The sequence below is a fragment of the Microvirga sesbaniae genome (assembly GCF_025460805.1).
GTDB classification, from domain to species: Bacteria; Pseudomonadota; Alphaproteobacteria; order Rhizobiales; family Beijerinckiaceae; genus Microvirga; species Microvirga sesbaniae.
Window position 1 is genome coordinate 58,518 of record NZ_JAMXFJ010000003.1, and the last position, 23,690, is coordinate 82,207.

General features: G+C 62.8%; 21 protein-coding genes. 9 read left to right on the forward strand and 12 right to left on the reverse strand.

What is annotated here, in order from left to right:
* A partial coding sequence (locus OCW50_RS05610; protein ID WP_262296750.1) for a class I SAM-dependent methyltransferase occupies positions 1 to 572 on the reverse strand: 572 nt, incomplete at its 3' end.
* Positions 573 to 699: 127 nt separating this feature from the next.
* The gene (locus tag OCW50_RS05615; RefSeq protein WP_262269217.1) at positions 700 to 1,284 is read right to left on the reverse strand and encodes a hypothetical protein; all 585 of its coding nucleotides are present in this window, start codon (positions 1,282 to 1,284) and stop codon (positions 700 to 702) included.
* Positions 1,285 to 1,727: 443 nt separating this feature from the next.
* Here OCW50_RS05615 and OCW50_RS05620 point away from each other — a divergent pair, with 443 nt between their 5' ends.
* The 3 genes from OCW50_RS05620 to OCW50_RS05630 all read left to right on the forward strand — a co-directional run bounded on the left by OCW50_RS05620 (position 1,728) and on the right by OCW50_RS05630 (position 6,945).
* Positions 1,728 to 3,809, forward strand: coding sequence for a TonB-dependent siderophore receptor (locus OCW50_RS05620; RefSeq protein ID WP_262296751.1), 2,082 nt, complete (start codon positions 1,728 to 1,730; stop codon positions 3,807 to 3,809).
* A gap of 2 nt (positions 3,810 to 3,811) precedes the next feature.
* Positions 3,812 to 5,092, forward strand: a complete 1,281-nt coding sequence (locus tag OCW50_RS05625) for an MFS transporter (protein WP_262296752.1) — start codon at positions 3,812 to 3,814, stop codon at positions 5,090 to 5,092.
* Between the two features lie 317 nt (positions 5,093 to 5,409).
* A complete protein-coding gene (locus OCW50_RS05630) occupies positions 5,410 to 6,945 on the forward strand; it encodes a calcium-binding protein (RefSeq protein ID WP_262296753.1) in 1,536 nt (511 codons plus the stop codon).
* A gap of 103 nt (positions 6,946 to 7,048) precedes the next feature.
* Here the strand turns inward: OCW50_RS05630 and OCW50_RS05635 are convergent, their stop codons facing one another.
* The 10 genes from OCW50_RS05635 to OCW50_RS05680 all read right to left on the reverse strand — a co-directional run bounded on the left by OCW50_RS05635 (position 7,049) and on the right by OCW50_RS05680 (position 16,234).
* Positions 7,049 to 7,516, reverse strand: coding sequence for a YbaK/EbsC family protein (locus tag OCW50_RS05635; RefSeq protein ID WP_262297016.1), 468 nt, complete (start codon positions 7,514 to 7,516; stop codon positions 7,049 to 7,051).
* Positions 7,517 to 7,714: 198 nt separating this feature from the next.
* On the reverse strand, positions 7,715 to 8,569 hold the full coding sequence (locus tag OCW50_RS05640) for an oxidoreductase (protein WP_262296754.1): 855 nt from the start codon (positions 8,567 to 8,569) through the stop codon (positions 7,715 to 7,717).
* Positions 8,570 to 8,685: 116 nt separating this feature from the next.
* On the reverse strand, positions 8,686 to 9,594 hold the full coding sequence (locus OCW50_RS05645; RefSeq protein WP_262269238.1) for a cyclase family protein: 909 nt from the start codon (positions 9,592 to 9,594) through the stop codon (positions 8,686 to 8,688).
* Between the two features lie 107 nt (positions 9,595 to 9,701).
* On the reverse strand, positions 9,702 to 10,691 hold the full coding sequence (locus tag OCW50_RS05650) for an isoaspartyl peptidase/L-asparaginase family protein (RefSeq protein WP_262296755.1): 990 nt from the start codon (positions 10,689 to 10,691) through the stop codon (positions 9,702 to 9,704).
* A gap of 5 nt (positions 10,692 to 10,696) precedes the next feature.
* Entirely contained in the window at positions 10,697 to 11,752 is a 1,056-nt protein-coding gene (locus OCW50_RS05655) for a DmpA family aminopeptidase (protein WP_262296756.1), read from the reverse strand.
* Positions 11,752 to 12,648: a polysaccharide deacetylase family protein gene (locus OCW50_RS05660; protein ID WP_262296757.1), complete on the reverse strand. Its 897-nt coding sequence runs from the start codon at positions 12,646 to 12,648 to the stop codon at positions 11,752 to 11,754. Before OCW50_RS05660 ends, OCW50_RS05655 begins: the two co-directional genes overlap by 1 nt.
* 49 nt (positions 12,649 to 12,697) lie before the next feature.
* A complete protein-coding gene (locus OCW50_RS05665; RefSeq protein ID WP_262296758.1) occupies positions 12,698 to 13,453 on the reverse strand; it encodes an SDR family NAD(P)-dependent oxidoreductase in 756 nt (251 codons plus the stop codon).
* Positions 13,450 to 14,466 carry a ketopantoate reductase family protein gene (locus OCW50_RS05670; protein WP_262296759.1) on the reverse strand — a complete coding sequence of 339 codons (1,017 nt, stop codon included), beginning with the start codon at positions 14,464 to 14,466 and terminating at the stop codon, positions 13,450 to 13,452. Before OCW50_RS05670 ends, OCW50_RS05665 begins: the two co-directional genes overlap by 4 nt.
* Positions 14,467 to 15,162 carry a creatininase family protein gene (locus OCW50_RS05675; protein ID WP_262296760.1) on the reverse strand — a complete coding sequence of 232 codons (696 nt, stop codon included), beginning with the start codon at positions 15,160 to 15,162 and terminating at the stop codon, positions 14,467 to 14,469.
* Complete coding sequence (locus tag OCW50_RS05680; RefSeq protein ID WP_262296761.1) at positions 15,149 to 16,234, reverse strand: GntR family transcriptional regulator; 1,086 nt, start codon at positions 16,232 to 16,234, stop codon at positions 15,149 to 15,151. Before OCW50_RS05680 ends, OCW50_RS05675 begins: the two co-directional genes overlap by 14 nt.
* A 96-nt stretch (positions 16,235 to 16,330) precedes the next feature.
* Here OCW50_RS05680 and OCW50_RS05685 point away from each other — a divergent pair, with 96 nt between their 5' ends.
* From OCW50_RS05685 to OCW50_RS05710, 6 genes are all read left to right on the forward strand, one after another.
* Positions 16,331 to 17,911 carry an ABC transporter substrate-binding protein gene (locus OCW50_RS05685; protein ID WP_262269204.1) on the forward strand — a complete coding sequence of 527 codons (1,581 nt, stop codon included), beginning with the start codon at positions 16,331 to 16,333 and terminating at the stop codon, positions 17,909 to 17,911.
* Positions 17,912 to 18,058: 147 nt separating this feature from the next.
* Positions 18,059 to 19,033, forward strand: coding sequence for an ABC transporter permease (locus tag OCW50_RS05690; RefSeq protein WP_262269203.1), 975 nt, complete (start codon positions 18,059 to 18,061; stop codon positions 19,031 to 19,033).
* Positions 19,030 to 19,941, forward strand: coding sequence for an ABC transporter permease (locus OCW50_RS05695; protein ID WP_262296762.1), 912 nt, complete (start codon positions 19,030 to 19,032; stop codon positions 19,939 to 19,941). The genes OCW50_RS05690 and OCW50_RS05695 overlap by 4 nt, the downstream gene beginning before the upstream one ends.
* Entirely contained in the window at positions 19,938 to 20,957 is a 1,020-nt protein-coding gene (locus OCW50_RS05700) for an ABC transporter ATP-binding protein (RefSeq protein ID WP_262296763.1), read from the forward strand. The genes OCW50_RS05695 and OCW50_RS05700 overlap by 4 nt, the downstream gene beginning before the upstream one ends.
* A complete protein-coding gene (locus OCW50_RS05705; RefSeq protein ID WP_262296764.1) occupies positions 20,909 to 21,913 on the forward strand; it encodes an ABC transporter ATP-binding protein in 1,005 nt (334 codons plus the stop codon). Before OCW50_RS05700 ends, OCW50_RS05705 begins: the two co-directional genes overlap by 49 nt.
* An 18-nt stretch (positions 21,914 to 21,931) precedes the next feature.
* Entirely contained in the window at positions 21,932 to 23,455 is a 1,524-nt protein-coding gene (locus OCW50_RS05710) for a carboxypeptidase M32 (protein WP_262296765.1), read from the forward strand.
* The last annotated feature ends 235 nt before the right edge of the window (positions 23,456 to 23,690 follow it).

The window sequence follows — 23,690 nt, forward strand, 5'->3', positions numbered from 1 at the left end:
CCTCCGCCCAACTTGGGTTTGCCTTTTTGCCCCCCCGAGGCTCTAGGCTTCATGAGAAGGGTGAACTCACTCATCCCATAGCCCTCGATGAGAGAAACTTCCGCGCCGAGACGCGACTCGCAAAAGGCGATCCACCGGTCAGGAGTCGTGCAGTATAGGCCCGGCCTCGCTTCCTGCCCGAACCCGGATTCATGAACGAAGTTCACTGCGTAGCCTTTACGGCTTGTCGCAGCGAGATGCAGCAACGTCGTTTCGATGACGTGCTCCCAGTTCGGGCGCGGCAGATCGAGCATGACGTTGAATATTCCGCTCGCGATGCTGTAATCCGCCGACCGTGGGCTTTCCCAGCCATGATGGAACCGGATCGCATCTCCTGACCAGCGCTTTCTTCCGCTGCGAACCATCGCGAGAGACACGTCGACTCCGAGATAATCGACGACATCCTCAGGATGATAGAGCGCGAGATAGTCGAGAAGCGCCCCATAGCCGCAACCGATGTCATTGATCGAGAATGGCGTGCCGAACTCGCAGACCTTTAGGAGCTTTCGAAAGCGCAGGGACTGCGTCGGCATGCAGCTCCAGTCGACGCCAAGAGGCGTCGGCCCGAAGCGGCGAAGCCTTCTCGTGTAATACGCCGCTACTTGCCCGTAACTCTCCTCAAGTCCGCCCGGCATCCCGTCCACCACGGAGTGTGGCCCTCTACGTCCGCCGGGGCGCCTTGCGGCCGGTCTTGCTCGCGGCCTTGGTCGCCTTGCTTGCGCGAGCGGGCGCCTTTCGCGCGGCTGACGTGCTTTGTCCCGTAATCCGGGGAGCGGTCTTTGGGAGCATCGGGATCGACACGACGATATGGTTCTGCTCGATGTAGAAGCGGCCCGTCGGGGCATTTCTCACAATGACTCTGCGCCCGTCCTCGCTGCGGGAGTCGTGCGCCTGAAACAGGACGGGCAGTGGCCTGCGCGACGCCAGGTTCTCGACCATCATGTCCATGATGCGGTCGTTGCCGTTGACCCCGGGCATATCCGATTCGTAAGCCCCAAGGTCGCCGATCAATTGCAGCCATCTGTTGCGCGCGCGCGGGTTCCAAAACCCACCGAGGTTGAGTACCGCGACGCAGTCCCGGAGAGAGCGGCCGCGCTGGAAAATTTGGAATTCTCTCTGCAACTCGGCCATTTCCTCAATGCCCCCAAAGGCTTCCTTCGGACCTTGAGACGGGCCGAAACGAAGGTTCATGAGGTCGAACAATCCCGAGATGAAGATATCGTCTTCTTTCATGATGCGGCCCATAGGTCCCTCCGATTCCGCAGTGAAGACTTGGCGTGAATGTGTTCACGATGTGGCATCGCATCAGTCGATAAAAGAAGTGTCAAGATTAAATAGCCGATAACCCAGAGGAATGGGAGTATTTATGAACAATCAATTCTGAAGCTGTGTCTTTCATGCCGCATTGGCTGGGACCGATGCGGAAGATCGTTGGCAATAAGCCGCCACGGCAAGGTGCCAAGGGGGCCGCGCCGCGAACCGATCGCGTCGGTACGATGCCAAGCCTCGCGTAAGCCACGTCCCGGTCCACGCAGAAGAGGGTATTGTCGCGTCTCGTGTATTCATAAGTTTAGAATCGTTCTATTGATTGATGTTTCGCATTAAAATAATTAAAAACTAAAGTATTTGACTCGCTCAGAAAAGCTCTGCTAGGCGGAAAACTCCATCGTGATTTGAAAGTTTCTGTCGTGAAATTCTCCCTTGCCTTGCTGACGTCCACGGCCATTATGTTGACTTCAGGTGATGCCTTCGCCCAATCGTCAGAGGCAAGTGCCATTCAGCTCGAGGAGGTCACGGTCGAAGGGAGCAGAAGCGGGCAACAAGGGGACCTCACCGCGAGCGGGTATGTCGCGACCGCGACCCGAAGCGCCACCAAGACGGACACGCCGATCCTCGAAACGCCCCAGTCGATCTCCACTGTCACGCAGGAGCAGCTCGAGGACCGCAAACCTCAGACTTTGCTCGATGCGGTATCCTACACGCCCGGGGTCAGAACCGGGGGCTATGGCTTCGATCCCCGATACGATGCCTTCTCCATCCGCGGCATCGATGTCACCTACACGGGTGTGTTCCGTGACGGCCTGCGTCAGGTCAACAGTCCAAATGGGCTGTTCCGCCTCGAACCTTATGGCTTGGAGGGAATCGCCATTCTGAGAGGGCCCGCGGCTTCCATCTATGGCCCGAGCAGCACGGGAGGCATCGTCGACCTGATCTCGAAGCGTCCGACGTTTCTCCCGTTCCGCGAGGTCGAGGTCCAAACCGGATCCTACGGGCGGCTGCAGGGCAACTTCGATCTCTCGGGTCCGGCCAATGCCGACAATACGGTCTTCTACCGGCTGACCGGGCTCGTGCGGGATGCGGGAACCGAGATCGATGCGGTCAAAGACGACCGGATCTTCATCGCGCCAGCCGTCACATGGAGGCCAAACGACGCCACAACGCTGACGATCCTTGGCGAATACATGGATTCGACGACGGGTGGCACAGCCGCCTATCTCAATGACTATGCGACCGATGCCGCCGGAAATCCGACCAGCCTTTCGATCGGCGCGACCCGCACATTCGCCGGGGACAGGCGCTACAACGATTTCCGGCAGCAACAGGGCCGGATCGGCTACGAGTTCGAACACCGCATCAACGACATGTTCACCCTGCGCCAGCGCACGCGGTTTTCCTCGCTCGGCACCAACCAGGAATACTACTATGGCGGGTCGGGCCTCACGCGCGAGAACAACTGGGGCATCGTGTCCGATACCCACCTGGAAACCCGCCTGAGAACCGGCGCTGCCGACCACACGATCTTGACCGGCTTGGACGTCAGCCGCCTCAGCTATGTCTCCAAGCAGGGGTTCGGCATCGTTCCCATCGGGTCCGACCCGTCGCTCAACTATCGCGAGGAGCAAACGCAGACACTCGCAGGCCTCTACATCCAAGACCAGGTCAAATGGCAAAACTGGCGTCTGACTCTTGGCGGTCGCCACGATTGGCTGTCGAGTGACTTCGACACCGCGGGACTCGAGTTCGACCAGAACGACAGCAAGTTCACGGGGCGCGCCGCTCTGGGCTATGTGACCGATTTCGGTCTCGCGCCCTATGTGAGCTGGGGAACATCGTTCACGCCCAATCCGGGTACGGTCCTCGGCGGAGCGGTGGCCGAACCGACGACGGGAGAGCAGGTCGAGGTCGGCGTGAAGTACGACCTGCCGGGGGTCAATGCCTCCCTTCGGGCGGCCGTCTTCGATATCCGGCAAGAGAATGCCGTGGTCTATCAGGTCATTGACGCCACGAACCGGCAGGTCCAGCTCGATCTGCGTTCCCAGGGCATTGAACTCGAGGGTGTCGCCTCTCTCGCCGACGGATTGAACGTCCAGGCATCGTACTCGTACATCGATGCCCGCATCGAGAAGCTGACCCCGGAAACAATCGGCAATCGGCTGACGAGCGTTCCCTATCATACGGCGGCGCTTTGGCTCGATTATACGGTCCAGGACGGGCCGGCGAGGGGGATCGGCATCGCCGGCGGGGTCCGCTATGTCGGCTCCAGCGCCGGGGACAACCTCAACCGCCCTGTCATCGAGAACGAGCCTCGCGCCTATATCGACGCTGCGATCCGCTACGATCTGGAGAATCTCGACCCCAGCCTCAAGGGCGTGCGCTTCCAGGTGAACGCAACGAACCTGCTCGACGAGGACGGTCAGGTCTGCACATCCAACTACTGCTACTGGGACGAGGGCCGCAAGGTGATCGCCAGCCTGCGCTACCGGTGGTGACGATGACTGCAACAGGAGTGCCGCTCAGCCGGAGTTCCGGCTCCCCGCTCGCCGTCATCCTTGCGATCGGAGGACTCTATGTCGGCCAGAGCATCATCGGAGGCGTGACCTTCAGTGCTCTTCCCACCGTGCTTCGTGACCGCGGGTTTCCTCTTGACCAGATCGGGCTGACCTATATCGCAGTTCTGCCTTGGGTGCTGAAGTTCCTCTGGGCTCCAGCGGTCGAGCGGTTTCGTCTGCCGCCCGCAGGGTCAAGCCGCTCACGATCCATCGTTCTGACCGGAGGGCTGATCTCCGGCATTTGCTTCCTCCTGGCAGCGTTCATCGGCCCGACCAGCTTCGTGCCGCTGATGGCCCTGTTCGTGGTCGTCGCCTTTGCCGCCTCGACGGCGGACATCGCATGCGACGGCCATGCCGTGGAAAGCCTTTCCATCCGATACCATGGCTGGGGCAACGCCGCACAGGTGGGAGGCGCGTATCTCGGCTCCGCGATCGGTTCCGGTCTTTTCCTTGTCCTTGTGGCGCAGTTCGATTGGCCGTTGGCCATGATCGCCATGGCGACGCTGCTCGTGCTGCTCGGTCTGCCCTTCGTCCTGTCACCCGCACCCATCCCGAACGGCGGGCGATCCCACCACCCCTCTCTGCGCGACGCGCTGAACCGCGCCGAGATGCGCAAGGGGCTCGGGCTCGCCGCTCTTTACGCGGTCTCGCAAAAGTGGGGCTTGGCGATGCTCGGGCCTTTCCTGATCGATTCCGGTCTCGATCTCGGCGCCCTGGGAATGATCAATGGAGCCGGAGGGATGATTATCGGATTCGGATGTGCGGTGCTGGGCGGAGGTCTGGTCCGACTCTGGGGCTCGCGATCCGTGATGATCATTGCGCTCGTCCTGCAGGCCATCGCCCTCTCCGGTCTTGCGGCCGTCGCCGTCACAGGAGGAGGCTCGCGCGGCCTTCTGCTCTGCCTCGCGCTCGCAAGTTCGTCCGCCATCATGGCGTTTGGGTTCGTGGCCCTTTATGCCCAGTTCATGGCGCTCGCGGACCCGCGTCAGGCAGGGATCGACTTCACGCTGCTGCAATGCATGGATGCGCTCGTCAGCATGGCCGGCGGCATGGGAGCGGGCTGGATCGCACAACATTACGGCTATGGTGCCTGCTTCGGGCTGTCCGCATTCCTCGCGCTGCTGGCAACACTGCCGGTGAGTCTCCTGAGTGCGAGGCCCAAGAGGCTGGAAGGGGCAACGACCCGTCATCAGCCCGGGCGTCCGCTCACGCAGCGATCCTGACGGCGAGCGCACCGCAACCTGGAGGCATGGTGCTGGAGGCCGTGCGACGATCCTTCGCAGACCCGGGGCGCCTGGGACCGCAAAGGTCCTGCGGGGCGCCGATTGCGCTTGGAGGATATTAGGACTAAATATCTCAACGAACCCTCCGGCCGAATTGCCGCTTCGGCAATGGCGATCAGCCTCAAAGACGACATTCGCCCCGTGTATCGGCAGAGCCGGCAAGAGGCCGCGTCGTTGTGCCCTCCAACCTGAAAGTCTCCCGGTAACGGACAATGGCGGTCGTTGCATTCTATAGCGCTCTGCGTCCGGGATTTCGCTTGAAGGATTTCTTCACGACCATTGTCGGAGAAGTCAGCATTGCAGCAGGGTCGAACTGGGAGACCGCCCGCTTCCAGGTGAATGTGGATCATGTGATGGTCGATGTTCTCTATGGAGATCCCGTCGTGTCTGAAGCGGGGGGACGGGTCGCCTCTATCGAATTCAGTCTGAACGGCAATCTCTGGCTGACTTATGGAGAACGGGGCGGCTTGCCTCTGTTCGAATATACCGGGCTTTCCAGCTTTCAGGAGCAAGGTGCTGCGGTTCTCGATGCAATCATGGCAGGCGCCGACCAACTCACCGGGTCTTCGAACGGTGATTATCTCGAGGGATTCGCCGGAGACGATCGACTCGACGGCGGAGCGGGTGCGGATACGCTGGACGGCGGATCCGGCAACGACACCTACTTCATCGACAGTCGGGACGATCGCATTTTCGAGGCTTCTGGCGGAGGCCGCGACATCGTGTGGAGCACCGTCAGCTACGCCCTGGCGGCGGATGTGGAGATCGAGGAACTGCGTGCGGCGGACGATGTGAGTTCCCTTTCTCTGATCGGCAGCGACTTCGCGAACCTGATCGTCGGGACCTCGGGTGACGACGAGCTCGATGGCAAGGGCGGCACCGACGTCCTGACCGGGCGGCAGGGAAACGATCTGTACATTGTCGACACTCCCTGGGATCTGGTCCGGGAAGAGATCGGCCAGGGATACGACACGGTCATCACGCAGGTCTCGTTCACCTTGAACGCCAATGTCGAAGTCCTGAAAGCCGCCGGCGGCTCCTCTCCCGTCTCTCTCGCAGGCAATGAGCTCTCGAACGAGATTTTCGGCAACAGCGGCGCCAACCTCATCCAAGGCTTCGACGGGGAGGACCGGCTTTACGGCGATGGTGGCGACGACATCATCGATGGGGGCCTGGGGCAGGACCTTCTGTACGGAGGAATAGGCAACGACCTGATGTCGGGGCAGGATGGGAACGACGTTCTCTACGGGGACACGGGCAACGACACGATGGATGGTGGTGCCGGCCATGACCGTCTCTACGGCGGTACGGACAGCAATTGGCTCATCGGACAGAGCGGCGACGATACCCTCTATGGAGGAGTGCACACCGATACCCTGCAGGGTGGCGAAGGAATCGATCGGCTTTACGGTGACGCCGGGAACGATCTTCTCGATGGCGGCGCCGGCAAGGACACCCTCGCCGGCGGTTGGGGCCGAGACACTTTCCTGTTCAGGAACGCGCTCAATGCCAAGACCAACGTGGATACGATCACGGATTTCAACGTGAAGGACGATACGATCCGTCTGGAGAACAGCATCTTCAAGAAGCTGCGGAAGACAGGCAAATTGCACTCGGACCATTTCACCGTCGGGAGCAATTCGCACGATGCCAATGATTACCTGATCTATAACAAAAAGAACGGCTCCCTGTCCTATGACGCAGACGGATCGGGATCCAAGGACAGACCCATCCTCTTCTTCAAGCTGAAGTCAGGTCTCGACATCACGGAGAAGGATTTCTTCGTCATTTAGAGCATCGGACGGACCCAGAGGGCCGCGTCAGCGACCCAGCGGGCCACGCTAGTGAAAAGTGGACCCGTGAACCGCCTGTGGCGCCGTCGCGCGAAGCCATTCGTCATTCCCTCGCTTGGCAGACATCCACCCAGTCGGCGCCGACGAGCTCAGCCATCCTTAAGGGGTTGATGCGGACGGCCGTATGGATCGAGCCGGCCGCCGGAACGACTTCTTCGAAAGTCTTCAGGGAAATGTCGCAATAGACCGGCAGCGGTGTTGCCAACCCGAAAGGGCAGACCCCGCCGACCGGATGACCCGTGAGAGCCTGAACCTGTTCGGCGTCCAGCATGGATGCCTTGCCGCCGAAAGTGGCCTTGACCTTGCGGTTATCCAGTCGAGCCGTGCCGCTCGTGACCACCAGGAAGCTCTTTTCTCCCACTCGCAGGGAGAGGGTCTTGGCGATTTTCTCCGGCTCGACACCGTGCGCCTCCGCCGCCTGAGCCACGGTGGCGGTGCTGGTCTGCATTTCGATGATTCGAAGGTCCGGTGCATGACGAGCCAGAAATGCACGAACGGATTCAAGGCTCATAGACAGGTACTCCATCGATGGAAGACGAGAGGACGGGCATGCCACAGCAAGACACCGGTCGCGAGATGCCAGGACAAGGGACGCTCGACCCGGCGCGTTAGAGCTGTTTCCACTGGCGTGGAATCACCTCTCGTCCTGGCTGTGCCGCATTTTTGACGGCGAACCGGATCCACTTCGCCGAAAAATGCTCTGGAATCTCTACCGGTCTCCATCGGGGTAGTCGGCTGAAAGGCTTGTCTCCGACCAAGCGTCGATCTCTGCGAGCGTCTCCTTCAGCTTCTCCCGAATGCCATCAAGCGCAATCGCGCCCAACACCAGGTGCTTGGGTGGATTGCTCGATTCGACCGCCTTGATGATGGCCTCGGCCGCCCGCACCGGATCGCCGGGCTGCTTTCCGCTGTAATTGGCCGTCGTTTCCAGGCGGACTCCAACCGTATCCCGGTAGTCTTCGAGGGTCGGCCGTCGCTGCTGGAGGGAGCGCCCGGCCCAATCGGTCCGAAAGGGTCCGGGTTCGACACACGTCACCTTGATCCCGAGTGGGGCGACCTCTTTGGCCAGGGCGTCCGACAGGCCCTCCACCGCGTGCTTTGTCGCGGCGTAATAGCCCGAACCAGGATAGCCGATGAACCCGGCTTGCGACGAGATGTTGACGATATGCCCACGCCGCCGGGCTCGCATGCCGGGCAGCACGGCACGGGTCATGGCCGCGAGGCCGAAGACGTTGGTCTCGAACTGGGCGCGGATCTCTTCATCGGTGCCCTCCTCGATGGAAGCCTGATATCCATAGCCGGCGTTGTTCACGAGCACGTCGATCGACCCGAAGCGCGCCTCTGCTTCGCTCACGGCGGCCTTGATGTCTTCATCGCTGGTCACATCGAGCGAGACGGCGAGAGCCTTGTCTTCATAGCCCCGGGTCAGATCCTCGACACGCCCGACGTCTCGCGCCGTTACCACGGCACGCCAGCCCCGCTTCAGCACCAATTGGGCGAGTTCCCGCCCGAACCCGGTGGAGCAGCCGGTGATGAACCAAACGGGATTCTCGGTGAGCGGCATGGATCATTCCTTCTGGAATCGGATCGATCGGGTGGGATATAGGAGCCTTCGGAGGAGAGGGAATAGCGCCGCGCATCGGGCCTGAGCGGCAGCCGGGCCGCCCGGGCGGACGGAGGTCACTTCCCTCCGGCCTGTGGGCGCATCACGCCTTTCTCGTCACGGCGCAAGGGTGCCGCTTGCTTCGGCAACGGAGCCCCGGGAGCATCCGCCACCGTCACGCCGTAGGGCCAGTCGGCAGGAGCGATGGCCACGTAGCGGGCATAGCCGCCCGTGCCGCCGAGGGGCTTGGCGAAGCCGATTGAGATCAGCGCTCCCGTCTCGGGAACCTTGTCCAGATTGGCCACCCCCTCCGCCTGTGTGAAATGGTTGTGCAGAAGCCAGGATTCGCCCTCCAGCGTTGGTGTCGTGTCGGTGTCGAGAGGCTCGTGTCCGTGAAACAGGATCTTGCGCTCCAGGTGCAGAAACTTGAGGGCGTCGAGGCTGACACCTGGATGGGGCTTGCTCGCGAAGCGGGCAGGGTCGCTCCAGCCCTTGTACCAATCGGACCGGACCATGACGACGGCGCCCTCGGGGATGCGGCCGTTCCTGGACTCCCAATCGCGAATATCCTCCAGACTCAGGTGGTATCCGGGGTCGGCTGCCACCTTGTCGTGGATCGGGATCACCACCAGCGGGCGAACCGCATAAGTGGCCGGCAGGTCGCTGATCGTTGCGCCATACTCGTCCCAGTGGGCGGGCGGGTCGAGCTGTGTCCCGTACTGGTCGGTCGTGAGCAGGTAGCCGGTCGCAACGAATCCGTGCTTGGCGTAGGTGTATTCCTCGCCCTTACGAACATAGTTCGGAATGTCGGCGCCTGCCGTCGCGGCCTTGAACTCCGCATGGCCGAATCCCGGCCAGACCGGTTGGGCAGGCGCGAAGGCGTGGGTGAGATCGATATGCTTGGCGCTTTTGATACTGTGTTCGTAGACCGGCCAGAGCCCCGTCTGCCCGGCGGGCTGCTGCGCGAAGGCAACGGATGAGATCAGAGTGCTTGTGAGGAAAACGGCCGCCGAGGCGTAGTTCGAGATCACGTCAGACTCTCCCTTGGCTATGCCTCGCCATCATTCATCCGCGAGCGCCCGAATTCAATGCCTCAGTTCCCTTGGTCGTTGGGATCAGAGACATCGACGAGCGGTTCGTCGTAGATCGCGGTCAGGAGCTTGCCGTCGCCTCTGACGATGCCCCGATACATTCCCGAGCAATTGAAGGGCAGGGACAGGTTGCCTGCACGATCGACCGCGATGATGCCGCCGGATCCGCCGGCCGGCGCCAGCATATCGATCACGACCGCGCGTGAAGCCTCTTCGAGGGACTGATCCGCATAGCGCATCCGGGAGGCGATCTCGTGAGCCGCCGCATAACGGATGAAGATCTCGCCATGGCCCGTCGCCGAGACGGCGCAGGTCTCGTTGTCCGCCCAGGTTCCGGCGCCGATGACGGGGCTGTCGCCGACACGCCCCGGAGACTTGGCCGTCATGCCGCCGGTGGATGTCGCCGCAGCGAGATTTCCGTTGCGATCGCGGGCGACTGCGCCAACCGTGCCATGCTTGCGCGACTCGTCGTGGTCGTCCGTTCCGCTGTGGCGCATGGCCAAAGTTTCCTGCAGGGCGTTCCAGCGCTGCTCGGTGTGGAAGTAGGATAGCTCCTCGAACGGGAGGCCCTGCCTGCGGCAGAATTCCATGGCGCTTTCGCCGATCAGGATGACATGGCCGGAATGCTCCATGACCGCGCGGGCGGCCAGGATCGGATTGCGCGGGCCGCAGATGCCCGCAACGGCGCCTGCGGCCCGGTCGCGGCCGTCCATGACGGCGGCGTCCATCTCCTGCTTGCCGGCCGACGTATAGACTGCGCCCCTTCCGGCATTGAAGAGAGGCTCGTCCTCGAGCGCCATCACGGCGGCCGAGACCGCATCGAGCGCACTGCCGCCGTCAGCCAGGACGACGCGGCCTGCATTCAATGCCCGGCGCAGGCCTGCGTGATAAGCGGCTTCGCGCTCGGGCGTCATCTTGCTGCGAAGAATGGTGCCTGCGCCCCCGTGGACCGCCAAGGCGAAATCGTTCTGGGTGGGTGCATTGCTTGTCATGGGAATCACGTTCCGGGAGAGGGTGTTGCAAGGGTGTCGAGCAGGCCCGGGCGGTGGTGGCCAGATCGGCCCGTCATGGAGCCTGCGGCAACCAGCGCGTCGAGGACAGCCTCCTGCGTGGTGTCGGCCATGGCTTGGAAGAGAAGGTCGATACGCTGCTCGTTCAGGATCCGGATCGCGACAAGATCCGCATTCTCGCCGTGACACAGAATGTTGCCGGTGGTGAAGCCGATTGCGATATCGCCGCTCCCATGGCCCCAGAAGGAGCCGAGCCGGGCCAGCCCCACGCCGGAGCGACGAAGGATCCGAGTGAGCTGTCGATCGCTGAGAGGAATGTCGGTCGCCGCCACGACGATGATGGAACCTTTCTCGGTTCGATCGCGGTCAGGAAGGGAGATGACAGGCGCTATGACCCTGCCGTCGGGCAGGCGCAGGTCGCCCGGCCGGCCGAAATTCGACAGAACGAGGACACCGAGGTGGAAACTCCGTCCGTCGATCTCGAGCCGGCGTGAGGCTGTGCCGACGCCGCCTTTGAATCCGAAGGTGCTCATCCCGCAGCCGGCGCCGACCGACCCGACTGCGACGTCCGATGAAGCGATGTCCAGAGCGGCTCGTGCATCATCCTCCGCAACGACGAGAGCCTGGATATCGTTCAGATAGCCGTCGTTGCACTCGAGCACGACCGGATTGACCGTTGATGTCTCCCTGCCGATATCCGGATTGCTCAAGATCGCGTGGCGCACAAGAGCCGTGCAGCAGGTTCCGACCGAGAGGGTGTTCGTGAGGAGAATGGGCGTTTCAAGGGCGCCCAGCTCTTCCACCTGCATCAGGCCTGCGCTCTTGCCGAAACCGTTCAGAACATGCGCCGCAGCGACCGGCTTCTGACGGTAGAGGTTCCCGCCATGCGGGATGATGGCCGTCACGCCGGTGCGGATGTCGCCGTCATTGATCGTACGATGGCCGACCTTGACGCCCGGGACATCGGCGATGCTGTTGAACGTGCCTGGGGGCAGATCGCCACAGGCGAGGCCAGCATCCCGAGCGCGATGAGCGCGATCCATCAGGGGCATTCCCCTCTGACAAAGGCGGCGATCTCCGCATGGGTGGCAATCCACACGTCCGGACGCTGCGTGATCTCCTCCAGGAGTTTCTCGAGGATCCAGATGCGCGACCGGTAGCCCGTGACATGCGGATGCATCGTCAGAAGGAAAAGGCCGCCCTCTTCGTAGGCCCGCTCGAACTCGCGGAAGAAGATGTCGTAGACAGCCGTCGGCGGGGTATGCGGACGCAGGCCGTTGAAGCGGTGCATGTTGAAGTACACCGCATCGTCGCGAATCCACTCCACGGGGAGCTCCACGATGCCGGTGGGCTCGCCCTTTTCCAGCAACTCGTAGGGGTCGTCGTCGGCCATCAGGGACGAGTCGTAGAGAAGACCGAGCTCCCGCTCGATCCGCAGCGTGCTCGGACTGAAATCCCAGGAGGGAGTGCGCAAGCCTACCGGCCGGACTCCCGTGATCCGCTCCAGGGTCTCGGCCGACCGGAACATGAGATCACGTTCGATCTCATAGGGCAGTTGGCTGTTCAATTCGTGGATCCAGCCATGAATGCCGATTTCATGGCCTTCCGCGACGACCCGCCGCTGCTCATCTTCGTACAGAAGGGCGGCCACGGCCGGGACGAAGAACGTCGCCTTCGCATCGTACCGGGCGAGCGCGTCGAGAATTCTCGGAACACCCTGGCGATTGCCGTACTGCCCCTGAGACATGCGGCCCACGGATCTGCCACCGTCGCGCAACTCGTTCGTTTCGTGGTCTGAATCGAAGGATAGGGCGACAGCGCAGCGGGCTCCGTTCTTCCATTTCGCTGGTTTCATGGACCTTCCGGCGCGCACATGCTCGACCTTGCTACGCCAGATCTGCTCGTCCCAGGTCCAGGGTTGGCTGCCACCATCATCCATGATTCTTCCTCGATATCCTTACTATAAACCTGCTTACCCTCGGCGGATCTCAGGAACGTCCACCGTCCGCCGAAATGATCTGGCCCGAGATCCAGGACGCGGCATCGGAGGCCAGGAACATGACGGCATTGGCGATGTCCTGCGGGTGACCCAGCCGACGCGTATGAATGCTCTCGACCAGCCGAGCCTGTCCCTCGGCGCCGTAGCTCTCCCATTGACGCTGGGTCGCCGGGTTGGACAGCACGAAGCCGGGAGCGACGCTGTTGACCGTGATCCCATAGGGGCCGAGCTCGAAGCTGAGTTGCTTGGTCAGGCCCACCAGGGCATGTTTCGACGCCGTATAGGCCTGGATGCCGGTCAGGCTCGGGCGCAGGCCCGCTCCGGACGAGATGTTGACGATGCGGCCGAACTTCTGGCGCTTCATATGCGGAGCGACAGCCTGCGAGCACCAGAAGGCGCCGTGTACATTGGCTTCGAAGAGGACAAGCCACTCATGCTCGCTGACCTCGTCAATCGGCTTCGCCACCTGGCCACGTACGCCTCCCGCGCAATTGACCAGAATGTCGATATTCCCCAGGCTCTCCGCCATGTCTTCGAACACACGGCCGACAGCGGCACGATCGGCCAAGTCGAGGACGCGCGTCGCCGCGGCGCCCGCTTCTGAAGCGATGCGCAATCCGGCCTCGTCCAGGTCGAGAGCCCAGACATGGGCGCCTTCCGATGCGAGGCATTGCACGATACTCCGGCCGATGCCCTGCGCCGCCCCGGTCACGGCGACCCGACGGTTGGTGAAATCCAGATTCATAGCGTCAGCATCTCGTCGAGAGTGGACCAGGATTGTTCTCTCCGCCCGTCCTCGATGTCATGGATCAGGTCGACGAGCCTGCCGATGGCAGGAGTCGCGATCCCGGCTTCGTGGCCGAGGGTCGCAATGATGGCGATCTGGGCGTCCACTTCGGTCTTGCGCTTGCGCACGGCGAGATCGCGCCAGATGCCGGAATGCGTCTTGGCCGTATGCCGGTTGAACTCCGCCATGTCGGCGACGGAGCGACGGGCAGCATCCTCGCCGGCTCCCGGCATGAAGGCGTCCGGGTTGAACCCGTTGAAGCCCAATGGCTTCACGCCGCGTGCGTTCGCAACCGCCATGACCTCCTGGCCAAGCCGACGGTAGACCGGAAAGTGCCGCTCGGAGGCAAGGTTCTCCGACATCGAGGCATTGGTCAGCGCCGTCGCAAAGAGCAGGGAGCCGTAGCCCAGTTTGCCCCAGAGATAGCCCCAGATGTTGTCGGTCAGGACAGCCTTCGGCTCGAAGATCGACAGAAGGCGATGGTATTCGCGCACGGCGGCGCCGGTCTGGCCGTCGAGACCGCCGACCGCAACCGCCGCCCGGTTGCCGAAAAGGATACGGCCCGGCTCGAGCCAGTCCGCGCCGAAATTGACGAAACAGCCGATGGTCCGCTCGGCTCCGATCTCCGCGGCGATGATGATCTCGTTCAGTCCGTTCTGCGCGGAGAGAACGGTGCCGCCTTCCGCAAGATGAGGCTTCAGCGTGCGGACGGCATCGCGCGTATGATGAGCTTTGACGGCAAGGATGATGCGGTCGAACTGGCCCGTGACGCCGTCGGGCGTTGCGGCTTTGACCGGTTGCCGAAAGGTTTCGACGGGACCCTCGATGAGCAGTCCGTCGGCATTCATGGCGTCCACATGCGGCTCGACGATATCCACGAGCAGCACGTCCTCGCCCGCGCGGGCCAGATAGGCTCCGAGCGTGCCGCCGATGGCGCCGGCGCCCCAGATCAGGATGGTGTTCCGGTTCATCTACCAAGTCTCAATAAGAGCGCGGGTTTCCTCGATCGCCACGGCCCAGATGGCGCTCATGTCTTCGTCCGAACGCTGGAAGTAGCCGCCGAAGTTTCCGTCCTGCAGGATCTCACGGACCCCCTCCGGGCCGAAGGTCCGCATCCGTTCGAGATCCACCATCGGCTTTTGATGCGCCGGTTGCTCGACACCGTCCAGACGGGTCCAGGGGAAGTTTTCCATCCAAGACGCATGGGAGGCAACCGGGTCGATCTGTTTCACTTTCTCGAGCGTGCGGGGCGCATTCCACCAGTTGTGGAACCTCACCCGACAATCCCGGTTCTCACCCATCCATTCGATGGCGGCCGTTTGGCCGGGCGCATTCCCGCCATGACCATTGACGAAGAGGATGCGGCGAAAGCCCGTGCGCTTCAGGGAATCGAGGATATCGGTGACGATGCGCAGATAGGTCTCGGCTTTCAGACAAATGGTTCCGGGATAGGCCATGAAGTATGGCGTGATGCCATAGGCCTGGACTGGGAACACCGGGACGCCGGTCGGTTCCGCGGCTTCCAGGGCCACGCGCTCCGCCAGGATGCTGTCGACGGACAGGCTCAGATAGGCATGCTGCTCCGTGCAGCCAAGGGGAACAATCGCGCGATCATCCGTCTTCAGGTATTCTTCGACCTGAAGCCAGTTCATCTCACTGATTTTCATGAAAGTTTTCCTCTTGCGAAACGATGGACGAGCGCAGCCGCTCGATTGCGGGAAGCAGGGTCGCACGGATGGCATGGGGGTCCGGCACGTAGCGGAACTCCATCGCGCGACGATTCGGCGGAAGCATGCGCCTGACGGTCGCTTCCGCACCGCTGGCATAGATCGCCACATCGACCTCGGACAGGAACGCTTCCAGATCCGGCGCCGTGATCAGGCGCACATCCACATCGGAAACATGAGGCGCGAAGCGCAGGACGCCGGGCTTCATCAGGGCAGTGAACTCGGGAAAAATCGACACGATGCCGATGCGGGCCATAGGGTCGATCATGGCCAGCTGCGCGCGCGTCTCTTCGGCTGGAATGAAACTCAGGCCGACGACCGGAACGCCCGTCGGAACGAGATGCTCGACCTCGCCGCGCCGATGCGCGAGGGTCACGCAGATATCGCAGGGCGAGGGGAAGGGCTCACCCGCGTGCAGGGCATCGACGGTCGTCACCGCGATCGTATCGCCCGCGCCGAGATAGTCCTGGATGCGGTTGGCGTATTGCTGAGTCGTCTCGACGAAGTTGCCCACCATGACGAGGCGCAGTGCCCTGGAGGGCGTCGGACCTCGCGCCGCGCGGGCATTGACCAGCGATGAAACGACGGAAGGAGCCAGTCCGAGCTGCTCCGCCTCCTGGAAGAGGCCCTCGATCCGGCGCTGGATCTTCCGGACGGCGCTCGACCGGAGGCCGTCGCTGTTGTGTCCGTCGCCCACATAGGTGCCCGCTCCAGGCTTTGCCTCGAGGAGACCCGCCTCACGCAACTCCCGGTAAACCGTCGCCACGGTCATGTGGGCGATCCCGGCCCGCTCCGCCAATTCCCGCACGGAGGGCAGGCGCTGTCCCGTCGGCAGTTCGCCCAGGGCAATGCCGAACTCGATCAGCCCACGCAGCTGGATGCCGAGCGGCACCGGCAGGGTGCGGTCGAGCGCTCCCGCAAGGCTGGCAAGGATCCGCTCATCGGGCGTCCGTTCCGAGTCGCTATAACGGGTGCCCTCATAAGCGTCAGATGTTGATTGAGGTTTGGGCAAGGCGCTGTTGACTTTTCTTAACCGAGTGACCTACCGTTCTAATCGATAAGAACACCTTGGACGAAAAGCCAGGGTCTTAGCAAGAGGGGAAGTGAAGTGAAACAAAACTTCAAGCTTGGTGGATCGCTCGCGGCGGCTCTCGTCCTTGGAACCGTTCTTTGCGGCTCGGTTTCCGCGCAGACGCTGACCATGGGACTGCGCGCAGGACCGGACTCGATCGACCCGCATTGGTCGACACTCGGCAGTCAGGCGGAAGCGCTGCGCCACATCTTCGATACGCTCGTGATGTCGGACGAGAACCTGGGCCTGAAGCCCGGTCTGGCGACCTCGTGGAAGCCCGTCGATGACACGACCTGGGAGTTCAAGATCCGCGAGGGCGTGAAATTCCACGACGGATCGGAGCTGACGGCCGAGGACGTGAAGTTCTCGATCGATCGCATTCCGGTCGTCACCGGCCCCATGAGCATGACGATCTACACGAAGCAGGTCGCGGAGACGAAGGTCGCCGACAAGTACACCTTGCACGTGAAGACCAAGGCTCCGGCGCCGACCCTTCCGAACGACTTCATCCGCCTCTTCGTGGTGTCGAAGAATGTCGGCATGGAGGCTCGCAACGAGCAGTTCAACTCCGGCAAGGCGGCGATCGGCACGGGTCCCTACAAGTTCGTGTCCTGGGAGCCCAAGGGCGATCTCGTCCTGGAGCGCTTCGACGGCTATTGGGGCCAGAAGCAGCCGTGGCAGAAGGTCGTCCGCAAGGAAATTCCGAGCGATCCCGCCCGCATGGCGGCCCTGAAGTCGGGTCAGGTGGACCTGGTCAACTACGTGCCGGCCACGGACTATGCTGCGATGCAGAAGGACAAGTCCGTCGACACCTTCGTCGCCGACTCGGTCTATTTTCTGAACATCACTCCGAACGTGAAGGAGACCCTCCCGAGAAAGGTGAAGGTCGACGGCAAGGAGATCGACGCGAATCCGTTGCGGGATCCCAAGGTGCGTGAGGCCATGGATCTTGCGATCGACCGCAAGACATTGGTGCGTGTCGTCCTGGAAGGCCTGGGTCGCCCGGCCAACCAGTTGATGCCCGCCAACTTCTTCGGCGGCAACAAGAACCTGCCCGAGCGTCCTTACGACCTGTCCAAGGCCAAGCAGCTTCTCGCCGATGCGGGCTATCCGAAGGGCTTCGAGATCGATTTCCACTGCACCAACAACCGCCTGCCGGGCGATGGCGCGGTGTGCGAGGCGCTCTCGCAGATGTGGGCCCGGGCCGGCCTGAAGGTGAATGCCAACGCGCTCAACGGCACCGTGTTCTTCCCGGCTCAACAGAAGGGGGAATTCTCGCTGTGGATGAGCGGCTGGGGCACGCTGACCGGTGAGGCGAGCTATACCTATGGCTCGCTCGTTCACACGGCGGACCCGCAGATCGGCCTCGGCGCGTTCAACAAGCAGGGTTACTCCAATCCGGAGGTCGACAAGCTGCTGGAAGAGGGCGCACGCACGATGGATGACCCGAAGCGCCGCGCCCTGTTCGAGAAGGTGACGGAGGTTTCCATGAACGATCGCGCGTTGATCCCGACCGTCCAGATCCAGACAGTCTGGGCGGCCAAGAAGGGCATGCTCACCATCCCGCCGCGGGTCGACCAGGAGACCCTGGCCTATGAGATCAAGCCGAAGAGCTGATCGTACTCACAGGCGGCCGGCAAATGCCGGCCGCCTTCCTTCGGGCGGATGCGGCATCCCCCGGCAACCCCTGATCGATGCTCACCACAGAGCGCCCGGCCCCTCGACCCTCACATCACAACATCCTGGCACCATGCAAGAGACAGCATGATTGGTTTTCTTATTCAGCGCGTCCTTCAGGCGCTCATGGTCGTGATCGCGATGTCCATCATCGTGTTCCTGGGCGTTTACGCGATCGGCAACCCGATCGACGTCATGATCGATCCTGCGTCCGACCAGGCATTGCGTGAGGCCCTGATCCGGCGCTACGGCCTCGACCTTCCCCTCTACGAGCAGTACTTCGTCTTCATGAGCAACATGCTGCATGGGGATCTGGGAGAGTCGTTCATCTACCGGCTGCCTGTTCTGAACCTGATCTGGTCGCGGTTCCCGGCAACCCTGGAGCTTGCGTTGACCGCGATGCTGATCGCCACCTGTCTCGGCATTCCGCTAGGCTTATGGGCGGGCTACAAGCCTGAGTCGCTCTCCGCCAAGGCGATCATGGCGTTCTCGGTTCTCGGTTTCAGCGTTCCGAGCTTCTGGGTCGGGCTTCTGCTCATCATGGCGTTCGCGGTCGAACTCGGCTGGCTGCCGTCGGGCGGCCGCGGCCCGACCACCCACGTGCTCGGCATGAACCTGTCGATCACCTCTCTGGAGGGATGGAGTTACATCATCCTCCCGGCCTTCAATCTGGCACTGTTCAAACTGGGGCTTCTGATCCGGCTCACACGGGCGGGCACGGCCGAAGTGATGAGCTCCGACTACGTGCGCTTCGCCCGGGCCCAAGGGTTGTCGGAGAGCAAGGTCGTCGGCCTTCACGTTCTCAAGAACATCTCGATCCCCATCGTGACCGTGTTTGGGCTGGAGCTCGGCTCCACGCTTGCCTTCGCGGTGGTGACGGAAACCGTTTTCAACTGGCCCGGCATGGGCAAGCTGATCATCGATTCCATCACCGTCCTCGACCGTCCTGTCATGGTCGCCTACCTCATCCTGGTCGTGTTCCTCTTCGTTATGATCAATCTTGTCGTCGATCTGGTCTATGGCCAGCTCGACCCGCGCATCCGTGTAAAGGCGGCGTCATGAGCAGTTCTTCCGCTCTCCCGTTACCCGCTGAGACCAGCTGGAGCCGGGTCTCCAACTTCTGGTCGGACTTCAGACAGAGCCCCGTCGCGGTCGCGGCCCTGATCGTGGTCGTGGTCGTGGTTCTCATGGCGGTTCTCGCGCCGTTCGTGACGCCGCAGGATCCCTACAACCAGGAGGCACTCGATCTCTTCGATGCTCGCCTCGAGCCCGGGGAAGTCGGATCCGGCGGTTACGTCCACTGGCTCGGAACGGATGCCGCGGGCCGAGACATCTTCTCGGCGATCCTCTACGGCCTGCGCACGAGTCTGATCGTGGGCGTGATGGCCGGCACGTTGGCACTCGTTCTCGGCACGACCGTCGGTCTTGTCGCGGCCTATTACGGCGGCCGCATCGAGGCGCTCATCATGCGCGTGATCGACCTTCAGCTCTCGCTTCCGGCGATCCTGCTCGCACTGGTTCTCGTCGCCATGCTGGGGCAGGGGCTCATGCAGCTCGTCGCCGCGCTCGTTGCCGCGCAATATGCCTATTTCGCCCGCACGACTCACGGGGCGGCCAGTGCGGAGAGGCGCAAGGATTATATCGAGGCGGCGCTCTCGACCCCGCTGCCGGCCCGCCACGTGCTGTTCCGCCACCTCCTGCCCAATGCGTTGCCGCCGCTGATCGTGGTCGCGACCGTCCAGGTGGCGAACTCCATCGCCCTGGAAGCGACGCTCTCCTTTCTGGGGCTCGGGCTCCCCATCACGCAGCCGTCGCTGGGCTCCCTGATCTCCAACGGCTTCCAGTTCCTTCTGTCGGGGCGCTACTGGATCTCCATTTACCCGGGGATCGCCCTGATGCTGACCGTCGTGGCGATCAATCTGGTGGGAGATCAGGTCCGTAACGTTCTGAATCCGAGGCGCAGCCGATGAGCGACGCGGTTCTTCGTGTCAAAGACCTTCAGACCCAGTTCCAGTCCCGGGCCGGAGCCCTGAAGGCCGTCAACGGCGTCAGCTTCGAAGTCGGGCGCGGCCGCATCCTCGGGCTCGTCGGCGAGTCCGGATCGGGCAAGAGCGTCACGGGCTACTCCATTCTCGGCCTGATCGAGCCTCCCGGCAGGATCGCGGGCGGTGAGGTTCTCCTGAACGGCAAGGACCTCACGCGCCTGAAAGGCGAGGCCATTCGCCAGGTTCGCGGTGCCCAGATCGCGATGGTCTTCCAGGACCCGATGATGACGCTCAACCCGGTCCTCAAGATCGGGACGCAGATGATCGCGGCGGTCAGGGCTCACGACAGGGTCTCGCGCAAGGCTGCCCGCGCGAGAGCACGCGACGCCCTCGCCAAAGTGGGCATTCCGAGCCCGGAGGAGCGTCTCGACGCCTATCCGCATCAGCTCTCCGGCGGAATGCGACAGCGGGTGGCCATCGCCATCGCGCTCCTGCACAGCCCCGCCGTCATCATCGCGGACGAGCCGACGACCGCCCTCGACGTCTCCATCCAGGGGCAGATCCTGGCGGAAGTGCGACGCCTCGCCGACGAGACCGGGACGGCTTTCGTGTGGATCACCCACGATCTCGCGGTGGTCTCGAGCCTGGCAGACGACATCTGTGTCATGTATGCCGGGAAGGTGGTGGAAAGCGGTCCGGCCGCCGAGGTGATCGCCTCGCCACGCCATCCCTATACGGCCGGTCTGCTCGCATCCGTGCCTGCGGAGCACGAACCTGGAACCAAGCTGCCTCAGGTTCCCGGATCGACTCCCGCTCTGGCCAACCTGCCACCGGGGTGCGCCTTCGCGCCCAGGTGCGCCAAGGCGGGACCCGCCTGCACGACGACACCGCCTGTCCAGACCTTCGAGGACGGACGCACCGCCCTCTGCCATTATCCGATCGAGCCCGTTTCATGCCAGCCGCACTCCTTGACGTCGAACACGTATCGAAGCGCTTCGTAAAGCACCCGAATCTCGGCGAGCGCATCGCCGGGCTTCTCGGTGCAGGACCGAAGGCCGAGACCGTGCGCGCGGTGACCAATGTCAGCCTCACGGTCGCAAAGGGCGAGGTCGTGGGCCTCGTCGGAGAATCCGGCTGCGGGAAATCGACCCTCGGCCGGATGATCGCCGGCATCTACACCCCGAGCGACGGCAAGATCCTGTTCGACAGGGCGCCGGTCGCGAAGTCGCAGGGACGGCGCACGCAGAAGCTGACGACGCGTGTCCAGATGATCCATCAGGATCCCTTCGCGAGCCTCAATCCGCGCATCCGGATCGGCGATACGGTCGCCGAAGGTCCGGTGGCGCACGGCATCGTGAAGCCCCGCGAGGCAGATGCCTATGTGGCGGATCTCCTCGGGCGTGTCGGCCTCGATCCCGGTTACCGCAGGCGGTTCCCGCATCAGTTCTCCGGTGGTCAGCGCCAGCGCATCGCCATCGCCCGCGCGCTTGCCATGAAGCCCGACCTTCTGGTCCTCGACGAGCCCGTGGCGTCTCTCGACGTCTCGATCCAGGCGCAGGTGCTCAACCTGTTCATGGATCTGCGTCGGGATCTGGATTTGACCGGGATCTTCATCAGCCACGATCTCGGTGTCGTGCGCCATGTGTCCGACCGGGTCGCGATCATGTATCTCGGTCGCATCGTCGAGATGGCGCCGACGTCCGAACTCTATGCGAGCCCGAACCATCCCTATACGCGCGCTCTCTTCGAGAGCGTGCCTCGCATCGGCGTGGGCCGGAAGGATTTCCGCCCGATCGCCGGCGAAATTCCATCCCCGCTGCACCCGCCGAGCGGATGCCACTTCCATCCGCGGTGTCCTTTCGCGGGCCCGCGCTGCAAGCGGGAGGCGCCCGCACTGACCGCGATCGCGCCTGGCCGGTCCTCCGCCTGTCATCTCAACACCGGCGGTACGGAATAATCGAGACGATCGAAAGACATGACCCAGCAAGCCTCCCTCGCGGCGCTCCAGGAGCGCGTTGCCGCCGTCAACGACGTCCTCAATGCGGTGTCGGTCCTCACCTGGGATTCCCGCACCATGATGCCGGCCGGCGGAGCGGAAACCCGTGGCCTTCAGATCGCGACGCTGACCCGGATCGCCCGCGATCTGCTTCTCGCGCCGCAGACCGAGAAGGCCCTGGAGGAAGCCGAGCGGGCGACGGAAGGCTTCGGAGAGGATGCCGCCGAACGACGCATGGTGCAGCAGACCCGCCATGCGGTGGAGCACCATAAGCGTGTTCCGGCCTCTCTGATCCAGGAGCGGGCGGCCCTTCGCACGGTCGCGCAGGCGGCCTGGATCGAGGCTCGCTCGAAGAGCGAGTTCACCCTCTTCTCGCCCCATCTTGCCAGGACCGTTGCGCTATCCCGCGCCTATGCCGACTGCATCGGCTGGGACGAGCATCCCTATGACGCGATGGTTTCGATCTACGAGCCCGGCGAGACGGCGGCGAGCCTAAAAAAGCTGTTCACCGCCTTGCGGGCCGGGCTGCTGCCTATCCTGGATGCCGCGAGGGCTCGTCCCCAGCCCCGCTCCGACTTCCTGTTCCGCGCGTTTCCCGAGGAGGGGCAGAGGGCCTTCGGGCTGAGCCTCGCCGAGAAGCTCGGCTACGACCTCCGGCGCGGGCGTCTGGACACCACCGTCCATCCGTTCGAGGTGTCGTTCACCCGCAACGATGTGCGGATTACGACCCGCTATAACCGCAACTACCTGCCTGCCTCCATTTTCGGGACCGCTCACGAGACCGGACACGGCCTTTACGAGCAAGGGGTCGATCCGGCCCATACCCGAACGGCGCTGGCGACCGATCTCGTCGGTCTCTATGCGGTCGGGGGAACGAGCTTCGGGGCCCACGAGTCCCAATCGCGTCTTTGGGAGAACCACATCGTGCGAAGCCGGACGTTCTGGCGCCGGCACTTCTCCGAGTTGCGGCAGCATTTCCCGGATCAACTCGGCGATGTCGGCGCAGACGAGTTCTATCGGGCCGTCACCCGCGTCGAGCCCGGCTTCATCCGGGTCGAGGCGGATGAGCTGACCTACGATTTCCATATCATGCTGCGCGCCGACATCGAATGCGCGCTCATGGACGGCTCGCTTCCCGTCGGCGATCTACCGGAGGCCTGGAACGCGGCCATCAGGCGTGACCTCGACCTTGTGGTTCCCGACGACGCCCGCGGAGTCCTGCAGGATGTGCATTGGTCCACCGGCTATATCGGCTCCTTCCCGACCTACACCATCGGAAATGTCATGGGCGCTCAGGTGATGGACACCTTGTGCAGCCGAAATTCGTCTCTCGGTGACGCGATCGAGGCAGGACATTATGCAGTCCTTGCGGACGAACTCCGCACCCGGATCTGGCAGCACGGTCGCCGGTTCACGCGCGACGAACTGCTGGAGCGCGAAACAGGTCGCCCGCTCGATCCGGGCCCGTACCTTCGATACCTGCGCGGCAAATACGGGGCTTGAGCGGTCCGTTGCCCGGCCCAGGCAAAGTGCATTATTCGGCGAAGTGGATCCGGTTCGCCGTTGAAAATGCGGTAAGCCAAAGAAGAGAGATGATTCCACTCGAGTGGAAACAGCTCCAGCAACACGGAGCAGACTCGGCCACGTTCCGAGAAACAGGTAAATATACTTATACTAAAGTAGGCCTGCATTAACCACACATCATGTATTGCGGAGCAAATCACAATAAACGTGGGGC